The 18,728-nt window shown below is 72.3% G+C and carries 14 protein-coding genes and 1 riboswitch; of the genes, 10 read left to right on the forward strand and 4 right to left on the reverse strand.

Features of this window, described 5'->3' with window-relative positions; all coding sequences use genetic code 11:
- Positions 1–78 precede the first annotated feature (78 nt).
- Entirely contained in the window at positions 79–1,065 is a 987-nt protein-coding gene (locus DES41_RS27120; RefSeq protein WP_114470718.1) for a Bug family tripartite tricarboxylate transporter substrate binding protein, read from the forward strand.
- 19 nt (positions 1,066–1,084) lie between these two features.
- Positions 1,085–2,638, forward strand: a complete 1,554-nt coding sequence (locus DES41_RS27125) for a malonate--CoA ligase (RefSeq protein WP_114470719.1) — start codon at positions 1,085–1,087, stop codon at positions 2,636–2,638.
- Here DES41_RS27125 and DES41_RS27130 read toward each other — a convergent pair.
- Positions 2,635–3,147, reverse strand: coding sequence for a GAF domain-containing protein (locus DES41_RS27130; RefSeq protein WP_114470720.1), 513 nt, complete (start codon positions 3,145–3,147; stop codon positions 2,635–2,637). The two genes, DES41_RS27125 and DES41_RS27130, sit on opposite strands and share 4 nt — an antisense overlap.
- A 249-nt stretch (positions 3,148–3,396) precedes the next feature.
- Positions 3,397–4,272: a LysR family transcriptional regulator gene (locus DES41_RS27135; protein WP_114470797.1), complete on the reverse strand. Its 876-nt coding sequence runs from the start codon at positions 4,270–4,272 to the stop codon at positions 3,397–3,399.
- 102 nt (positions 4,273–4,374) lie between these two features.
- Between DES41_RS27135 and DES41_RS27140 the strand changes: the two genes are divergently transcribed.
- A complete protein-coding gene (locus DES41_RS27140) occupies positions 4,375–5,364 on the forward strand; it encodes an NAD(P)H-quinone oxidoreductase (RefSeq protein WP_114470798.1) in 990 nt (329 codons plus the stop codon).
- A 102-nt stretch (positions 5,365–5,466) separates the two neighbouring features.
- Here DES41_RS27140 and DES41_RS27145 read toward each other — a convergent pair whose 3' ends face one another.
- Positions 5,467–6,801, reverse strand: a complete 1,335-nt coding sequence (locus DES41_RS27145; RefSeq protein WP_114470721.1) for an aminotransferase-like domain-containing protein — start codon at positions 6,799–6,801, stop codon at positions 5,467–5,469.
- 93 nt (positions 6,802–6,894) lie between these two features.
- Here DES41_RS27145 and DES41_RS27150 point away from each other — a divergent pair, with 93 nt between their 5' ends.
- Both DES41_RS27150 and DES41_RS27155 read left to right on the forward strand, forming a co-directional pair.
- Positions 6,895–7,512, forward strand: coding sequence for a DJ-1/PfpI family protein (locus tag DES41_RS27150; protein WP_114470722.1), 618 nt, complete (start codon positions 6,895–6,897; stop codon positions 7,510–7,512).
- Positions 7,513–7,566: 54 nt separating this feature from the next.
- Positions 7,567–8,334 (forward strand): SDR family NAD(P)-dependent oxidoreductase, encoded by a 768-nt coding sequence (locus DES41_RS27155; protein WP_114470723.1) that lies wholly within the window; start codon positions 7,567–7,569, stop codon positions 8,332–8,334.
- Positions 8,335–8,349: 15 nt separating this feature from the next.
- Here DES41_RS27155 and DES41_RS27160 read toward each other — a convergent pair whose 3' ends face one another.
- Complete coding sequence (locus DES41_RS27160) at positions 8,350–9,549, reverse strand: helix-turn-helix transcriptional regulator (RefSeq protein ID WP_114470724.1); 1,200 nt, start codon at positions 9,547–9,549, stop codon at positions 8,350–8,352.
- A 288-nt stretch (positions 9,550–9,837) separates the two neighbouring features.
- On the opposite strand from DES41_RS27160, the gene DES41_RS27165 reads away from it, so the two are divergent.
- The 5 genes from DES41_RS27165 (at position 9,838) to DES41_RS27185 (ending at position 18,718) form a co-directional block, all read left to right on the forward strand.
- Positions 9,838–11,484: a ShlB/FhaC/HecB family hemolysin secretion/activation protein gene (locus DES41_RS27165; protein ID WP_114470725.1), complete on the forward strand. Its 1,647-nt coding sequence runs from the start codon at positions 9,838–9,840 to the stop codon at positions 11,482–11,484.
- A 2-nt stretch (positions 11,485–11,486) separates the two neighbouring features.
- Positions 11,487–14,825: a two-partner secretion domain-containing protein gene (locus tag DES41_RS38895; RefSeq protein WP_211333090.1), complete on the forward strand. Its 3,339-nt coding sequence runs from the start codon at positions 11,487–11,489 to the stop codon at positions 14,823–14,825.
- A gap of 11 nt (positions 14,826–14,836) precedes the next feature.
- Positions 14,837–15,523 (forward strand): response regulator, encoded by a 687-nt coding sequence (locus tag DES41_RS27175; RefSeq protein ID WP_114470726.1) that lies wholly within the window; start codon positions 14,837–14,839, stop codon positions 15,521–15,523.
- Positions 15,520–17,337, forward strand: coding sequence for a sensor histidine kinase (locus DES41_RS27180; RefSeq protein WP_114470727.1), 1,818 nt, complete (start codon positions 15,520–15,522; stop codon positions 17,335–17,337). The genes DES41_RS27175 and DES41_RS27180 overlap by 4 nt, the downstream gene beginning before the upstream one ends.
- Positions 17,338–17,497: 160 nt before the next feature.
- Positions 17,498–17,600: riboswitch (guanidine-I (ykkC/yxkD leader) on the forward strand.
- Between the two features lie 62 nt (positions 17,601–17,662).
- On the forward strand, positions 17,663–18,718 hold the full coding sequence (locus DES41_RS27185) for a putative urea ABC transporter substrate-binding protein (RefSeq protein WP_114470728.1): 1,056 nt from the start codon (positions 17,663–17,665) through the stop codon (positions 18,716–18,718).
- Positions 18,719–18,728 lie beyond the last annotated feature (10 nt).

Genomic DNA, 18,728 nt, shown 5'->3' on the forward strand with positions numbered 1-18,728 from the left:
CAGGCGGCAGCACCGCAGGCGGCAGCACCGCAGGCGGCAGCAGACCGCCTTTTCTTTCGCAACGACAGGAGACAAGACATGGATGTTCACATCACGCGCCGCGCTGCATTGCGGCTCGCAGGCGCCGGCCTGCTGCCGGTGGCGCTGGCGGCCCGTGCCCAGTCCGGCTGGCCGAGCAAACCCGTCACGATGGTGGTGCCGTTCCCGGCTGGCGGCGGCACCGACGCCTTCGCGCGGCCGCTGGCGGCCCAGTTTGCCAAGCTCACGGGCAAGACGCTGGTCATCGACAACCGGGGCGGCGCCGGCGGCACCTTGGGCGCCAGCGTCGCGGCCAAGCTGCAGCCCGATGGCTATGGCCTCTTCATGGGCGCCGTGCACCACGCCATCGCGCCCTCGATGTACCCCCGGCTGGATTACGACCTGGAGAAGGACTTCATCCCGCTCACGCTGCTGGCCAATGTGCCGCAGGTGGTGGTGGTGAACCCCAGGCGCGTGGAAGTCGCCGACCTCAAGAGCTTCCTCGCGCTCGTCAAGCGCAACCCGGCGCGCTACAACTACGCCTCGGCCGGCGCCGGCACCTCGCACCACCTGGCCGGCGAACTCTTCAAGCAGCAGACGGGCACCTTCATCACCCACATTCCCTACCGCGGCGCCGGCCCGGCGCTGGCCGACCTGATCGCCGGCAACGTGGATGTGATGTTCGACGGCCTGGGCTCATCGGCCGCGCACATCAAGGGCGGCCGCATCAAGCCGCTGATGGTGTCGGGGGCCAAGCGCAATCCGGCCCTGCCGGACGTGCCCTGCGCGGCAGAGGTCGGCCTGCCCGACTACACCGTGACGACCTGGTATGGCCTGTGGGCGCCCAAGGGCACGCCGGCAGAGGTCCAGGCCCGCGTGGTCGAGGAGGTGCGGCGCGCCGGCGCCTCGGACGAGATCAAGACGGTCTGGGCCAGCAACGGCGCAGAATTCGGTACCCTCACGCCCGCGCAGTTCGGCAGTTTCGTGAGCGCCGAGATCAAGCGCTGGGCCGCCGTCGTGCAAGCATCCGGCGCAAAACTCGAATGAGCCTTTCCTTCCCGTGACCATGAGCACCGCCACCGAGAACCAGAACCTCTACGCCGCCTTGCGCGCGGCGTTCCCCGCCGACCTGGACGCGGTCGCCATCGACGCCACCGAGCCCGGCGGCCAGCCCTTGCGCTACAGCTGGCGCGACCTCGAACGCGCCAGCGCCATGGTCGCCAACCTGCTGGATTCGCTGGAGCTGCCGCCGGCCTCGCGCATCGCCGTGCAGGTCGAGAAGTCTGTCGAGGCCGTGCTGCTGTACCTGGCCACGCTGCGCGCCGGCCATGTGTTCCTGCCGCTCAACACGGCCTACCAGAGCGCGGAGATCGGCTACTTCGTCGGCAACGCCGAGCCTGCCGTGGTGGTCTGCAGCCCGGCCAACCATGGCTGGGTCAGCAAGATCGCGTTCAAGGCCGGCACGCGCCACGTGTTCACGCTGGGCGATGACCGCAGCGGCACGCTGCTGGAGCGCGCCTCGCACTGCAGCGACCAGCACGCGCCCGTGCAGCGCGCAGCCGACGACCTGGCCGCCATCCTGTACACCAGCGGCACCACGGGCCGCAGCAAGGGCGCCATGCTGAGCCATGGCAACCTGCTCAGCAACGCGCGCGTGCTCAAGGACTACTGGGGCTGGAAGGAGGGCGACGTGCTGCTGCACGCGCTGCCCATCTTCCATGTGCATGGCCTGTTCGTGGCGCTGCACGGCGCGCTGCTGAACGGCAGCAAGATGCTGTGGATGGCCAGGTTCGACCCCAAGGTGGCCATCGCCAAGCTGCCCGAGGCGACGGTCTTCATGGGCGTGCCCACGCTCTACGTGCGCATGCTGGCCGATCCTGCACTCACGAAGGATGCGGTGCGCAACATCCGCCTGTTCATCTCGGGCTCTGCACCGCTGCTGATCGAGACCTTCAAGGACTGGCAGGCGCGCACCGGCCACACCATCCTGGAGCGCTACGGCATGAGCGAGACCGCCATGCTGACCTCCAACCCCTACCGCGCCGAGGACGGCGAGCGCCGCGGCGGCACCGTGGGCTTCCCCTTGCCGGGCGTGGATCTGCGCGTGGTCGACGATGCGGGCCAGGCCGTGCCGCCGGGCGAGATCGGCGGCATCCAGGTGCGCGGCCCCAATGTCTTCCAGGGCTACTGGCGCATGCCCGAGAAGACGGCCGAGGAGTTCACGGCGGACGGCTTCTTCAAGACCGGCGACGTGGGCCGCGTGGATGCCGCGGGCTACGTGACCATCGTGGGCCGCAGCAAGGACCTCATCATCAGCGGCGGCTACAACGTCTACCCGGCCGAGATCGAGGGCTTCCTGAACGAGATGCCGGGCGTGGCCGAGAGCGCCGTGGTCGGCGTGCCGCACCCGGACTTCGGCGAGGTCGGCGTGGCCGTGCTGATCGGCAAACCCGGCGCGGCACTCGACGGCGATGCGCTGCTGGCCGCGCTGCGGCAGCAGCTGGCCAACTTCAAGATCCCCAAGCGCGCCTTCGTGGTGGAGAGCCTGCCGCGCAACACCATGGGCAAGGTGCAGAAGAACCTGCTGCGCGAGCAGCACAAGGGCTTGTTCGCTGCCTAGGGCGCCGCGCTCCGGGGCGACAGCCGGTCGGCGAGCAGGCGCGCCGTGTAGCGCAGGCGGTCGATGTCTGCCCCGGCCTGCACGCCGCGGCTGAAGCAGCACAGCGTGCCGTAGACGCGCCCGTCGGCGAGCCGCACGGGCGTGCTCAGGTGCGTGCCGATCGGAAACCCGGGATCGGGCGCCCGCCCCGTGGCGACGTAGGGCGCGGCATCGTCCATGCGTTCGGGCAGCCGGCCGTCCACCACGCGCTGGCACCAGCTTTCCTCGACCGGGTCGCACATGCCGGGCTGCAGCAGCGGGAAGTCGGGCGCGCTGTCCACGATCTGCAGGGTGCGGCGGCCATCGGCGATCTGCGACACGAACGCGACGTCCATGCCGAGGCGCACGCGCAGCAGCTGCAGCACCTCCTGCACCGCCGGCGGCAGCGCCGGGTCGGCTGCGTCGCAGGTGGCCACGAGCAGCTCGGAAATCTGCACATCCAGGTCGTCGGGGTTGTAGTTCAGGTGCATGCCAGCCAGTCGTCCTCTTGCATCGTCGTGGGTGGTTCGCTGCCGGCACGCTGTGGCGCCGGCGCTCTCGTCTGCTGCGCAGTCTAGCCAGGGCGGCCGTGGCCTGCGCCCGGCATGGCGACGATCCCCGCCGCCGGCACGGGCATGCGGTGCGCCGGCCGTGCCTCCCGCGAGCCTTTTCGGCAGCTGCATGGGCGTGTCGCCGGCACCACGCGCAGCGGGGGTGCGTCCAGTGCGGGCGCGGTCGGCTCAGCCAGGCGGTTCTGCCAATGCCTCCGCCAGGCACTGCGCCGTCGCGCGCACGCGGGCCGTGCGCTGCAGGTCCGGGTGCATGACCAGCCAGACCTCGTGCGCGCGGGCACGGTGCCGGCCCGGCCAGACCCGCACCAGGCCTTCGCGCTCGCCCATCTGCACCGGCATCTCGCCCATGCCGATGCCGGCCGCCACGGCCTTGCGCAGCAGCAGGCTGGAGTTGACCGCCAGCGCGATCCTGGCATGGCGGGCCGGCACGTCGGCCGCGGTGGGCGCAGGGGCCTGGGCGAGATAGGGGCCGTAGGCCACGAGCTGGTGGCCGCGCAGCTCGTCCTCCGGCGCGGGTGCGCCGCAGCGGGCCAGGTAGGAGGCACTTGCGAACAGGCCCACCGGCCACGCTGCGACGCGGCGCACGACGAGGTCCGGCGTGTCGGGCCGGACATTGCGCAAGGCGATGTCGGCCTGCCGGCGGCCGAGGTTGAGCAGCTCGGCCGAGACCTCCAGGTCCACGCGGATCTGCGGCCAGCGCTGCTGCAGGCGGGCGATGGCGGGCAGCAGGTATTCGGCCGCGATGCTGTCCGAGCTGGTCACGCGCACCAGCCCCGTGGGGTTCTCGTCCTGGCCCTCGATCTTGCTGCGCAGCTCCAGGGCCGCGGTTTCCATGCGACGCGCCGCGCCGAGGGCGGCTTCGCCGGCCGCGGTGAGCAGGTAGCCGTCGCGGGCGCGCAGGAACAGCTTGGCGCCCAGCTCGGCCTCCAGCGCATTCAGGCGCCGGCCCACCGTGGCCTGGTCGATGCCCAGGCTGCGTGCCGCCGCGCGCAGCGATGGCTGGCGCGTCAAGGCGAGGAAGATGCGGGCGTCGTCCCAGTTCATGGTGATGGCGGTGATGCAGATTTGCAGCACTGTAGAGCGAAATCGCTGCACTTTGCATGCGCTGTCCTGCCCTAAGCTGCGCAGCCTATGACACACCACACCATGCAAGCCATCGTCTTCGACGAGTTCGGCGGCCCCGACGTGCTCGTGGCGCGCGCGCTCCCGCGGCCCGAACTGCGCCCCCACGACCTGCTCGTGCGCAACGCCGCCATCGGCGTGAACCGCGCCGACGTCGCGCACCGCAAGGGCGCCTACGGCCGCGCCCATTTCGGCGACGCCGACACCATGGGCCTGGAGATCGCCGGCACCGTGGTGGAGGCCGGACCGCAGGTGCAGGGCTTCGCCGTGGGCGACCGCGTGATGGGCATCGTGGGCGGCGGCGCCTATGCCGAGTATTCGCGCATCGACCACCGCATGGCCATGCCGGTGCCGCCGGGCCTGGCGCTGGCCGATGCGGGTGCAGTGGCCGAGGTCTTCGTGACCGCGCACGAGGCCATGTTCCACCTGGCCCGGCTGCAGGCCGGCGAGTCGGTGCTGGTCCATGCGGCCGCGGGCGGTGTCGGTTCGGCGGCGGTGCAGCTGGCGCACGCGGCGGGTGCGCGCGTGTTCGCCACGGCCAGTGCCGACAAGCGCGAGGCCGTGGCGGGCTTCGGTGCGGATGTCTTCATCGACCACCGCGGCGAGGATTTCCAGGCCGCCGTGGCGCGCGAGACCGCGGGGCGGGGCGTGGACGTGGTGATCGACTTCATCGGCGCGCCCTACCTGGAGCGCAACCTGCGTTCGCTGGCGCTGGGCGGCCGCCTGGTGGTCGTGGGCCTGCTGGGCGGTGCCGAGGCGGCGCCGCTGCCGATGGACCTGCTGCTGTTCCGCCACCTGCAGATTTTCGGCACGGTGATGAAGTCGCGCCCGCCCGCGGTCAAGCAGGCCATGGTGCAGCGCTTCGCCGCGCGCTGGCTGCCCGCGCTGGCCGACGGCAGCATCCGGCCCGTCATCGACAGCCGCTATCCGCTGTCGCAGGCGGCCGAGGCGCACCGGCGCATGGAATCGGGGCGCAGCGTGGGCAAGATCCTGCTGCTGCCGGACGCGTCCTGACCATGCAGGCCGGCCAAGGTGCGCGGCCCGGGCCGGCACGGGAGCCGGAGCGATCGCCGCTCCGCCTGGCCCGGCAAGGCGAAGCTGTGGCCCGGCCCCTGGTCAGGGCGGCTGTGCGTCGATGACACGGCGCACCGTGGCCAGTGCCGCGCCCAGCGTCTCCAGCGGGACCGAGCCGAGCGCCACGCGCAGCGCGTGCGGCACATGTTCCGAGGCCGAGAACGGCTCGGCCGTGGACACCGCCACGCCCTCGTGCAGCAGTGCCTGCGCCACCTTGTCGGCCCGCAGTTCCGCGGCCAGCGGCAGCCAGACGAAGTAGCCGTTCGGATGCCGCACCGTGCGCAGCCCGGCGAAGGCCAGGCTTGCCAGCGCCTGGCGCGCCGCGGCGTCCTGGCGCTTGCCGGCTTCGAGCTGCAACACGGTGCCGTCCTCGATCCAGCCGCAGGCGATGGCCGTCATCACGCCAGGCGTGTTCCAGGTCGTCGCGCGGATGGCGCGCTCGATGCGGGGCATGCAGTCGGCCGGTGCCGCGACGAAACCCACGCGCAGGCCCGTGGCCACGCTCTTGGACAGGCCGGAGACGTAGACCGTGCACTCGGGCGCCAGCGCGGCCAGCGGCGCAGGCGGCTCGGGCGCGAGAAAGGCGTAGGCCGCATCTTCGATCAGCAGCAGGCCGTGCCGGCGGGCGGTGGCCACCAGCTGCCGGCGCCGCGCCAGGCCCATGACCCAGCCCAGGGGGTTGTGCAGCGTGGGCATGGCGTACACCGCGCGCACGCGGCGGCGCCGGCACAGCGCTTCGAGGGCGTCCAGGTCCGGGCCGGCGCCAGCGGCCGGCAGCGGCGCGAGTTCGAGCCGGTGCGCCTGCGCCAGCAGCTTGAAGCCGGGGTAGGTCAGCGCGTCGATGGCCACCACGTCGCCGGGCTGCAGCAAGGCCATCACGGTGGTCGCCAGGCCGTGCTGCGCGCCGTCGACGATGGCCACCTGCCCGGGCGCGACCGACAGGCCGCGCTGCGCCAGGTGCCGCGCCACCGTGGCGCGCTCGTGCGGGCGCCCGCCGTGCGGCTGGTAGTGCAGCAGCGCGTCGAGGTCGCCGGCCGCGGCCAACTGGCGCAGCGCGGTGCGCAGCAGCGCGGCCTGGCCGGGCAGGGCGGGGTGGTTGAAGTTGAGATCCACCATGCCGGCCGCCGTGGCCTGCTGGTCGATGCCCAGGCCGGGCGGCAGCGCGGGCTCGCGCACGAAGCTGCCGCGCCCGGCCTCCCCGCTGACCAGGCCCATGGCCTGCAACTCGGCGTAGACGCGCGTGGCCGTCACGAGCGCCAGGCCCTCGCGCGCGGCCAGCTGCCGGTGCGTGGGCAGCCGCGTGCCGGGTGCGAGCCGGCCGGCACGGATCTCGGCGGCCAGCCGGTCGACCAGGGGCTTGTAGCGGGCGCGGGGCATGGCGGTGGCGGGGCAATGTATTCAATACAATTTTTTGATTGTATTGAGTGACAGGCCTAGCATGGCGGCATCCACCACGACACCGGCACCACCATGCACATCGCCATCCTGACCTTCGACGGCTTCAACGAGCTCGATTCGCTGATCGCTCTCGGCATCCTGAACCGCATCAAGGCGCCCGGTTGGCGGGTCTCCATCGCGAGCCCCACGGCCACCGTGCGCTCGATGAATGGCGTGGTGCTGCACGCCCAGGCCACGCTGGCCGAAGCCTGCGCCGCGGACGCCGTGGTCGTCGGCAGCGGTCTGCGCACGCGCGAGGTGGTGGCCGATGCGGCGCTGATGGCGCAGCTGCGGCTGGACCCGTCCCGCCAGCTGCTGGCGGCGCAATGCTCGGGCACGCTGGTGCTGGCGCGGCTGGGCCTGCTGCAGGGCCTGCCGGCCTGCACCGACCTGACCACCCGGCCATGGGTGCAGGAGGCCGGCATCGCCGTGCTGGAGCAGCCCTTCGCCGCGCGCGGCAACGTGGCAACGGCGGGCGGCTGCCTGGCCTCGCAGTACCTGGCGTGCTGGCTCATCGCGCGGCTGCAGGGCGAGGCGGCGGCGCGCGAGGCCATGTACTACGTGGCGCCGGTCGGCGAGAAGGAAGACTACGTGGAGCGCGCCATGCGGCACATCGCTCCCAGCCTGGCTGGCGCGGCGCAGCCCGCATAGCGCGGCAAGGCGGCGTGGCTATCATCGCCGGCACCTCAGAGACAAGGGACTGCGATGACCACGCCAGCCAGCCTCGATCGATTCCGCGTGGACGGCCAGGTGGCCGTCGTGACCGGGGGTGCCAATGGCATCGGCCTGGCCTGCGTGCAGTTGCTGGCGGTGGCCGGCGCGCGGGTGGTCGTGGTCGACCGCGATGCCGCCGCAGCCGCGGCAGTCGCCAGCGGCATCGATGGCGCGCTCCCCTTCGCGCTGGACGTGGCCGATGCCGCGGCCGTGGCGCAGGTCTTCGATGCCATCGCCCAGCAGGCGGGCCGCATCGACATCCTCGTCAACAACGCCGGCACGGCGGTCCGCAAGCCCACGCAGGAGCTGGCCATCGAGGAATGGAACCAGGTCGTCGCCGTCAACCTCACGGGCGCCTTCCTCTGCGCGCGCGAAGCCGCCCGCCACATGCCCGCGGGCAGCGGCAGCGTGGTCAACATGGCGTCCATCATGGGCATGTCGGGCGGCGGCCTGTACCCCAACATCTCCTACCAGACCACCAAGGGCGGGCTCGTGAACATGACGCGCGCACTGGCCGTGGAATGGGCCGGGCAGGGCATCCGCGTGAACGCGGTGGCGCCGACCTGGACGCGCACCGGCTTCATCGGCCCGCTGGAAGCTTCACCTGCGCTGATGGACCGCATCCGCGCCGTCACGCCGCTGGGCCGGCTGGCCGAGCCCGACGAGGTCGCGCATGCCGTGCTGTTCCTGGCCAGCGCGGCGGCCTCCATGGTCACGGGCCACGTGCTGGCGGTGGACGGGGGCTTCCTGGCGCAGTGAGAGGCGGGCGCGGTCTCAGCGCCACAGGCCCGCTGGGCGCGACAGCGCCGCCGGCCCCAGCAGCACCGTGCGCACCAGGTCCACCTGGCGGCGTGCGCCCACCTTGGCGGTGGCCGTCCTGATCTGCGTGCGCACCGTGCTGATCGAGATGCCGGCCTGCACGCAGTACTCCTTGGGCGAGAGGCCGTTGACCAGCGCTTCGGTCAGGCGGCATTCGGCGGGCGTCATCTGGTAGACCTGCTGCAGGGCCTTGGCCAGCGAACCCACGCTGTCTTCGGGCCGGCTCAGGAAGACGGCCGCCGCGGAGCGCAGCCCGAACGGCCCGGACCACGAGGGCAGCGGTGTGACGAGCAGATGCAGCGTGTCGCCGCCCAGGTGCTGCAGCCGCAGGGCGCCGCCGGCACTGCCGGAATCGGCCAGGCCGGTGCGCACGGCGGCGCGCACCAGCGCGGCCAGCTTGTCGTTCTCGCGCGGGCGGCTGCACACCAGCCGGCCGCCGCGCACGGCCAGCATGTCGGCGGCGCCGTCCAGCAGCTGCTTCGCGCGGGTGTTGTGGTGGATGAGGACCCCGGATTCGTCGAGCAGCGCCACGCCCAGTGGCATGCGGTCCAGCACCGCGGTGGAGGCGCCGGCCAGCGCGTCCAGGTCGCGCAGCCTGCGGTGCAGCGCGAAGCCGCTCTGCAGGTGCGGCATCAGTTCGGCGAGGATGCCCAACTCCTGTTCGCTGTAGGGGCCTGCGGCTTCGGGCCGGCACACCGTGGCGTTGAGCGAGCGCTCCGGCGTGCGTTCGACGATGGCCGCGGAGGTGTAGAAGATGTCCTGCGGCCGCAGCCAGTCGGTCCAGTACTCGGTCTGCTTGAGCTGCTTGTTCGGGAACAGCATCTCCCCATGGACCACCGTGCCGCCGACGTGCAGGGCCGGGTCCTGCAGCCAGACGTTCAGCGCGCCGTAGTGCGCATCGAACTGCGCCAACGCCAACTCTGAAAAGCCGACCGAGGCGAACAGGGCGTCGCTGGTCCGGCCCGACACGGTGACCGTGCGCTGGCTGAAGTCATGGCCCCAGATGAGGCCCGTGGTCGAGCCCGTCGCGAACACCAGTTCCGACAGGAAGTCGCGCCAACGGGAGGGCTGCAGCGCGGCGTCGTAGACGCTTGCCACCAACTGCGCACGCTGCAATCCCAGAACCGACATGCCGTAGGCCCCCTGTGCCGCCATCGTGGCGGGCGGGCCTGAATCTAATGCAGCTGTGCGGCGGCCGGTGGTTTTTTTCGGGGCGCCGCCGCGCCGTTCCCGGGCGAACCGTTCACCAAACAGATGACGGCACGGGTGTGGCGAGGGTGCACGGCAACGCACCCGCGCAGGGCCGACTGTGGCGTCACCCCATCTTCATGGGGCGCTGGCACCGCAGCCTTTGCATAGAGTGCGCGCTTTCGCACTGCTGGAGACGGAATGCCGCGCGCACCTGGTCGACGATTGACGCGGCAATTGGTCCGCTGCGCTCCCTTGTGGCTCGCGCTGGCCGGCCCTGTGGCTGCCCAGGCGCCCGCACCGGTGTTGCGCGGCGTGCTGCTGCAGGGCGACACGGTGCTGCCGGGTTCGCGCGTGCAGGCTGCCGTCGCGGCCCTGGTCGGCCAGCCGGCCGACGATGCGCTGCTGGCGCAGCTGCGCCGCACCGTGGCCGGCGTCTACGACGCGGCCGGCCTGGGCCTGGTGGCCGTCGATGCGCCGCGGCTGTTCCAGGGCGTGGCCCTGCTGCGCGTGCAGCCGCTGGTGCTGGGCCGGGTCGTGGTGCAGCCGGATGCGGGTGCCGCGGCGCAGGCCGAGGTCCTGGCCGCATTGCCGGCCCTGCAAGGCGGGCGCAGTCCCGACCTGCATGCGCTGGACCGCCAGCTGCGTTTGGCCAACCTGCAGCCGCACCGGCGCTGGACCATCGACTTCCGCACGCCCGAGGCCACTGCCGTGGCACCTGCTGCGCCGCCTGCTGCGCCGCCTGCCACCGGCTTCAGCAGCCTGCCCGGCCAGAGCATCGCGTCGTCGCAGGACGCACCGGCCGTGGCCACGCCGCCCATCCGCCCGGTCGGGCCGGCCGCCGACAACAGCGTCGACGCCCATGTGCTGCTGGACGGCGGTGGACCCTTCTATGGCCGGCTGCTGCTGGACAACGACGGCCAGGACGCCACCGGCCGCGAACGCGCGCGGCTGCAGGTCGGCCATGGCGATGCGCTGGGCCCGGGCCGCGCACTCGACCTCACGCTGCTCACCTCGCTGGCCCATCCCGCGCGCCAGCGCCAGGTCGCGCTGCGCTACCAGCACCCGTTGCCGGCGCAGGCCACGCTGCTCACCGTGGAGGCCTCGCGCGCCACCAGCCGGCCCGGCCTGGTGCAGGACTTCTTCGATGTGAGCGGCGACAGCCGCAGCCTCAACCTCTCGGCGCGCCACCTGCTGGCCCGCCGTGGCGCGCTGGAGCCCTATGTGGAGGCCGGTGTGGAGCGCAGCGTCTACGACGACGTGGTCGGCTTCTCGGGCGTCAACCTGGGCTCCAAGGTCGGCGTGCTGCCGCTGGCGCTGACCCTGGGCGCGACCTGGCAAGGGGCGGGCACCAGCGCCTTCGGCCAGGCGCGGCTGCGCCACAACACGGGCTGGGGCGGCTACGCAGGCAGCTCCGATTACGGCTCGGCGCGTGCCGGCGCCACGCCGCGCTGGACCACGCTGGACCTGGCCGGCGAGGCGCGCTGGCAGGTGGCGGCCCATGGCGAGTTCTCGGCCCGCGCGCAGGCGCAGTGGAGCCCGCATGCGCTGATCTCCGCCCAGCAGTTCCGCATGGGCGGGGCCAGCATGCTGCGCGGCCTGCGCGAAGGCGAACTCGGCGGCGACCAGGGCACGGCCGTGGCGCTGGAGTTCTGGTGGGCGCTGCCGGCCGCGCACCGCGTCGGCGTGCTGCTGGACGGCGCGTCCGTCTGGCGCCACCAGGCCGGCACGGGCGACCTGGGCCGCGCCAGCGCGGCCAGCACCGGCCTGGCCTGGCAGTGGCGGCCGCTGCCTGGCCTGCGCCTGCAGGCCACCATCGCACGGCTGCTGGCCGTGAACCATTTGCCGCAGCGCGAAGCCGGCGACACCCGCGCCCACCTGCTGCTCGACTGGAGTTTCTGACCATGCGCCGCTTTGCCCTCCATCCCCTGGCGCTGGCCGCGCTGCTCGCCTGCCAGGCCCAGGCCCAGTCGCTGCCCGGCAACGCCACCGTCGTCAACGGCGTGGTCAACGTGCAGCGTTTCACCAACGGCGTGCAGGTCACGAACACGCCCGGCGCCATCGTGCACTGGGACGGCTTTTCCATAGGCGCCGGCAACACCGTGCGCTTCGTGCAGCAAGCCCCTTCCAGCGCGGTGCTGAACCGCGTCACGGGCAACACGCCGAGCCAGATCCACGGCGCGCTGCAATCCAACGGACGCGTGTTCCTGCTCAACCCCAACGGCATCCTGTTCGGCGCCGGCGCGCGCGTGGACGTGGCGGGCCTCTTGGCCTCCACGCTGGACATCGCCGACCGGGACTTCCTGGACGGCAAGTACGACTTCAAGTGCTTCAACGCGATCGCCTGCGAGGCCGGGGTCGATGCGCTGAACCCCACCAACAACCGCGTCGTGCTGCAGGACGGCAGCCAGATCAGCACGCGCCAGGCGGGCGAGGGCGGCCAGGTCTGGCTGGTCGCGCGCGACCGCGTGGTCATGGAGAAGGGCAGCCGCATCGAGGCGCCCAGCGGCCAGGTCATGGCGGCCACGGCGCGCGAGGTCAGCATCACCAGCCCGGCGCTGGGGCAGATACGCTTCACGCTCACGGGAACGGCGGGCAGCCGCATCGACCTGGACGGCGAGATCGAGGTGCCGCGCGGCGCGGCCGGCTTCTTCGCCGACACCGTGCGCTTCGCCGGTGCGGTGCGCGCGCGCTCGGATGTGGGCGCGGCCGGCCAGATCGTCGCCAACGCCGCGGCCAAGGTGGTGGTGGACGCCGACGCGCGGCTGGACGTGTCGGGCACCCCCGGCGCCGATGCGGGCGCGGTGCGCCTGGGTGCCACGCAGCAGGTCACGGTGTCGGCTGCGGCCGAGATCGCGGCCGACGGCGGCGTGCCGGGCGCGGGCGGAGGCGGCAAGGGCGGGCTGATCGAGCTCTCCGCCGCAGCCGTGCAACTGCCCGGCCTGCTGGGCACGCCCGAGGCCAGCCCCTTGCAGCTGCATGCGCGCGGCTACGGCGCCCAGGGCCTGGACCTGGCGCGCTACGGCAGCGTGGAGGTCACCGAGAGCGGCAACTTCGGCTACACCGTGGTCGACGGCCCGGCCTGGACCAACACCGACACGGGCAGCCAGAACATCCGCACCGGCGAGGGCCATGCCCACGGCATCACCAACAACGCCAGCGACGAGACGCAGATCGAACTGGTGGCACCGGCGGGTGACGGCCGCTTCCTCGTGATCACCAACCGGCGCCAGAGCACCAGCTACAACGAGAACCAGCAGGCGCCCAGCATCCCCAGCCTGACCGACCTGCGCGTCGTCTCCAGCAATGTCTACACCGCGCTGCTGGTGGGTGCCGACGGCCAGGTGGTTTCCAGCCAGTCCCTGGGCCGCTCGGACTTCCAGAGCACCCAGTTCAATGGACCGACGGTCGTGGGCGTCGACACGCCGCAGTCGCGCTTCCAGGCCGTGGGCCTGAGCAAGGGCGGCTGGGCCGTGCTGGTGGAGCAGTTCGGCGCCCCCAGCCGCGTGGTGTTCCTGTCGGCCGAGCGCGGCACCGTGGCCAGCGTGGACGTGGCCACGGGCGCCACGCTGCGCCCGCTGCTGGCCGGCGGGCTGCTGGTGGAGGCCACGCCCCAGGGCGGCAGCCTGCAGCGCCTGGTGTTCGACAGGCTGGGCGGCACCGTGGCCGACGTGGCGGCCGCGCTGGCCGGCGAGTCGCTCGACCGCCCGCTGGGCTACCAGGCCATGGGCCCGTTGAAAACGCCCGTGGACGAACGCCGCCTGTGGCGCGCAAGCACCGGCGGGGCGCAGGAACTGGTGGATCTGGCGGACAACAGCGTCGTGCGCAGCGTCGCTAACGACCCGCCGCTGGCGCGCGTGGAGGCGGTGCTGGGCACCGGCCTGCTGGGGGCGACCAACTTCGGCGGCAGCTTCAGCAGCGGCGAGACCTCCGACATCGGCGTCTGGGACCGCGGCGCGTTCACGCGCTTTGCCACCAGCCTCTACAGGACGGGCGGTACGAGCGCGGGAGGCCAGGTGACGTCGGACAGTGCCACGGTCGGCCCGGCCTTCCTGCGTGCCGTGGACAGCAGCGCGCTGGTCATGCTGCACACCGACGAGGCGCGCAGTTCGCAGTCGCAGACCGTGCGCAATGCCGGCCCCAACCTCAACACCTTCACCAGCAGCCGGAACGACCGGAGCCAGAACACCCTGCAACTGCTGCAGCGCCAGTTGGTGAATGCGCCCTTCGCGGCCACGGGCACGGCGGGCGCGGTGCTGTCGCCCGTGCTGCTGGCGGCGCAGCCGGGGCAGGGCAACGGCAGCCTGGGCGGCGTGCCCACGCCACCACCGCCTCCGCCACCACCCGCTCCGCCTCCGCCCGCACCGCAGCCACCGGCCCCTGCGCCAGGCCCGTCGACGCCGCCGCCCGCGCCGCCCCCCATTCCATCCACGCCCCCGACGCCACCCGCACCGCCACCGGCCCCGCCGGCACCGGTCGGCGAGATCCCCCCGCCCCCCTACCAGCCGGCCACGCGGCCCGCCGAGGGCCTGAAGCCGCTGCCGGGCCTGTCCGTGGCCGACGTGAGCAAGCTGCGCTTCGGCAAGGACCTGGACGGCCGGCGCACCAGCGACGCCGATCCGGAATTCCTGGCCAATGCACGCCGCGTCGTCGACGACCTGCTGGGCCCGGAGGCGGCGGCCGCCTTCGACCGCGGCAACGACGAGCAGCGCCGCCAGATCCTGAACGACGCGGGTTTCGCCATGCTGATCAACAACAAGGACCTGCAGCAAGCCACCAAGGACATGAGCGACGACATGCGCGGCGCCACGCTGAATGCGCTGGCCACCTTGCAGGGCTATGGCACGCTGGAGACCGAGGCGCTGGCCGAGGGCCTGCGCAAGGCGATGACCGAGAAGATCGCCGCGCCCCGGCCCGACGACGGCTCCGCGCCCGACCGTGCCCGCACCGCCCTGGAGACCGAGCTGCAGATCCTGGAGGGCGAGCTGTACCAGGCCGACCTGAACCGCATGCGCGCCGAAGGCCAGGACGCCGCAGCGCGCGCCAAGGCCGAGCAGGAGCACCAACTCGTGACGGGCCGCATCGCGCGTGCCATGGTCATCGCTGCGCGCGAGGCCGCCGGCGAAGCCGTGGACGACACGGCCGACGTGGTGGTCAGCAGCAACGACGATGTCCAGATGGTGCTGACCGAGGAAGGCCGCATCGTCGAGAAGCCCAAGAGCCGCCCGCCCGCCACCCCCTAACATCGCGGCCCATGGACATTCCCCGCTGGCGCGTCGTGCTGCTCGAGGACGACGCCGACATGCGCCGCTATTTCGAGGACTGCGTGCGCGCCGAGCCCACGCTGCTGCTGGCCGCATCGTTCGGCCTGCTGGCCCCCGCGCGCGCCTGGTTCGCCCAGCACCAGGCCGACGTGCTGCTGACCGACCTGGCGCTGCCCGACGGCCATGGCCTGGACCTGCTGGCCCAGGTGGTGCGCGAACAGCCGGCCTGCGACGTGCTGGTGGTCTCGGTCTTCGGCGACGAGGACACGGTGCTGGCCTGTGTGGAGGCCGGCGCCGTCGGCTACATCCAGAAGGACGACACGCCGGCCAACGTGGCGCAGACCATCGTCGGCGTGAAGCAGGGGGCCTCGCCGATCTCGCCCATGATCGCGCGCAAGCTGCTGGCGCGGCTGCAGCAGCAGGGCGCGCGTGGCGCGGCGCCGCCCCTGCCGGCCGAGCCGCAGGTCGCGCTGACCCCGCGCGAGACCGAGGTGCTGGAACTCATCGCGCGCGGCTACTCCTACGCCGAGATCGCGCGGCTGCAGTCCGTCACCAAGCACACGGTGCAAAGCCACATCAAGAACCTGTACAGCAAGCTGGCCGTGCACTCGCGCGGCGAGGCCGTGTTCGAGGCCAGCCGCATGGGCCTGCTCGCGGGCGCGCGCGCAGCGCCGTGACGGCGCTGGCCCGGCTGCTGCTCTGGGCCTGGCTGCTGCTGGCCGCCTGGCCGGCCGCGGCCGCCGACGCCGTGCCGCCACCCCTCCCCGGCGTGCTGGAACTGCGCGAGGCCGAACTCAGCGTGCGCCTGCGTGGGCGGGCCGAGCCCATCATCTCGCAGACGCAGCTGCCGTTGCACTGGGACGTGGCCTACCGCCGCCAGGCCGGCTGGGCCCGCGTGCGGCTGGCCTTCGCGGGCGATGCGCTGCAGGCCGGCCAGCCGCTGGCGCTGTACATCGGCCGCGTCGGCAACGCCTACCGCGTCTCGCTCAACGGCGTGCTGCTGGCCGAGCATGGAGAGATGCGCCAGCCCAACCATGGCTGGATCGGCAAGCGCCCGCTGTGGCTGCGCGTGCCGGGCCCGCTACTGCAGCCCCACAACGAACTCGTGATCGAGATCCGTGCCGACATCCTGCGCCGGGCCGGCGTGTCCGAGGTGCGCCTGGGGCCCGAGGCCGCGCTGCGCGACGCCTGGCATGCCAGCGAGTGGCGCCATGTGACCTTGCCGCGCGCGGCCTCCATCTTCGGCCTGCTGGTGGCGGTGTTCTGCATGCTGCTGTGGTGGCAGCAGCGCGAGGCGCTGTACGCCCTGGCTGCGGCCTGGCAGGCGGCCTGGTGCCTGCGCGTGACGGCACGCTGGTGGGAGGACGCCTTCCTCGCGTGGCCCGAGTGGTTCCGGCTCACGCAGGCGCTGTTCTGGCTGGGCTGCGTGGCCGGCTACGCCCTGGTGCGCGCGGTCTGGAAAGGCCGGCCGCGGCGCGAGCAGTGGCTGGCTGCCGGCGTGCTGGTGGCCTGGCTGGCCGCGATGTGGCTGGGGCCGGATGCGGTGCTGGCCTGCACCGTGGCCCTGCTTGCGGCCTGGGCCTGGCTGCTGGTGCGGCTGCTCCGGGAGACCTGGCGGGCGCCGAGCGGCGAGCGTGTCTGGATGAGCGCGGCGGCCGTGGTCTGCTGGGTGGCGCTGGTGGTCGACATCGCCACCGCGCGGCTGCTGCCGGCGCGCTACGACGAGGGCGGCCTCACGGTCTGGGCGGCGGGGCTTTCGGGCCTGGCGGTGCTGGTCATCGTGAGCCTGCGTTTCCAGCAGACGCGCCAGCAGCTGCTGGCGCTGACGCACTCGCTGGAAGACCGGGTGGCGTTGCGCGAGTCCGAGCTGGCCGCGCGCCACGAGGAGCTGCGCCGGCTCGAACGCGCCAGCGTCAAGGCCGAGGAGCGCACGCGCATCCTGCGCGACATGCACGACGGCGCGGGCGCCCACCTGATCACCGCCATGCGCCAGCTCGAAGGCGGCGTGGCCTCCAGGGGCGACGTGCTGCAGACGCTGCGCGAATCGCTGGACCAGCTGCGCCTGTCGGTCGATGCGCTGTCGCTGCCGCTGGGCGACATCAACGCGCTGCTGGCCAGCCTGCGCTACCGGCTGGCGCCGCGGCTGGAGGCGGCCGGCATCGCGCTGGACTGGGAGGTCGACCTGCTGCCGCTGTGGCCGGGCTGCACCGAGGAGGCCTTGCACCACCTGCAGTACATCCTGTTCGAGGCGATCTCCAATGCGCTGCAGCATGCCCAGGCCACGCGCATGGGCCTGCGCGCGCAGGTGCAAGGGAAGGGGCAGGACCAGGCCATCGTGCTGGAGCTGCGCGACAACGGCGTGGGCATCCGCGGAGGCAGCGGCAATGGCCTGCGCACCATGCGCGAGCGCGCGGCGCTGGCGGGCGTGCTGCTGGAACTGCAGGGCGGGGTCGGCGGCAGCAGCGTGCATATCCGCTTGCCGCTGGCCTGAAGGCCTGCACCACAACCGGTCGCCACGCCCCGGCACGGTGCCGCAACGCAGCAGCGCGGGCGCCGTGCTGCCAGGAAAATCAAGCACTTGCCTTTGCCAGGCCCACTGGCACAGAACCTGCTGAGCACTGTGCGGGAGCAGCAGCAGTGCTGTGGATCCACAAATAGCTGGCTAGGGTTCCGGTCCGTCGCAAGACGGATGTCTGGTCCGAGAGCTGGCGACCTCTGGTTGAGGTTACACGGCGGGACAAAAGCCCGGGAGAGCGGCGCCATCGGCGCTGGCTGCTCCCAGCTGCCTGTCCTCTTTCAACCGGAGTGTTCCCGCCATGCATCCGCGCCGTCTACTGGGTGTCTTCACCCTCTGCCTTGCCGCCCTGTGGGGCGCCAGCGCCCACGCAGCCCCCAAGACCAGCTTCAACATCTGCTGGACCATCTACGCCGGCTGGATGCCGTGGGACTACGCCCAGGCCAGGGGCATCGTCGCCAAGTGGGCGAAGAAGTACGGCATCGCCATCCAGGTGACGCAGCTCAACGACTACGTCGAGTCGCTGAACCAGTACACGGCCGGCCAGTTCGACGGCTGCACCATGACCAACATGGACGCGCTCACCGTGCCGGCCGCTGGCGGCGTGGACAGCACCGCGCTGATCGCGGGCAGCTACTCCAACGGCAACGACGGCATCGTGCTCAAGGGTGCGGGCAAGACGCTGAAGGACCTCAAGGGCCAGAACGTGCACCTGGTGCAGTTCTCGGTCTCGCACTACCTGCTGGCACGCGGCCTGGATGCCGCCGGCCTGCGCGAGCGCGATCTCAAGGTGGTCAACACCTCGGATGCCGACATCGCCGGCGCCTTCGCCACGCCCAAGGTGCAGGCCGTCGTGACCTGGAACCCGCAGCTGGCCACCGTGGCCGCCACGCCCGGCGCCACCAAGGTGTTCGACTCCAGCCAGGTGCCGGGCGAGATCATCGACCTGCTGGTGGTCAACACCGCCACGCTCAAGGACAACCCGGCCCTGGGCAAGGCGCTGACCGGCGCCTGGTACGAGGTCATGGCCACCATGCAGGCCAGGGACAGCGCCGCGCTGACGCAGATGGCCAAGGCCTCGGGCACCACGCTGGCGAACTACCAGGCCCAGCTGGCCACCACCGCCATGCTCTACACGCCGGCCGAGGCACTGGCCTTCGTGACCAGCCCCAAGCTGCCCGAGACCATGAAGAAGGTGGCGCAGTTCTCGTTCGACAAGGGCCTCTTGGGCCAGGGCGCGCGCAGTGCCGACGCGATCGGCGTGGGCTTTCCGGGCAGCGCGAACGGCAACGCCAAGAACACCAAGCTGCGCTTCGACGCGAGCTACCTGCAGCTGGCCGTCGACGGCAAGCTCTGACCCGCGCCGG

Source organism: Pseudorhodoferax soli, assembly GCF_003337555.1.
Classification (GTDB): Bacteria; Pseudomonadota; Gammaproteobacteria; order Burkholderiales; family Burkholderiaceae_C; genus Pseudorhodoferax; species Pseudorhodoferax soli.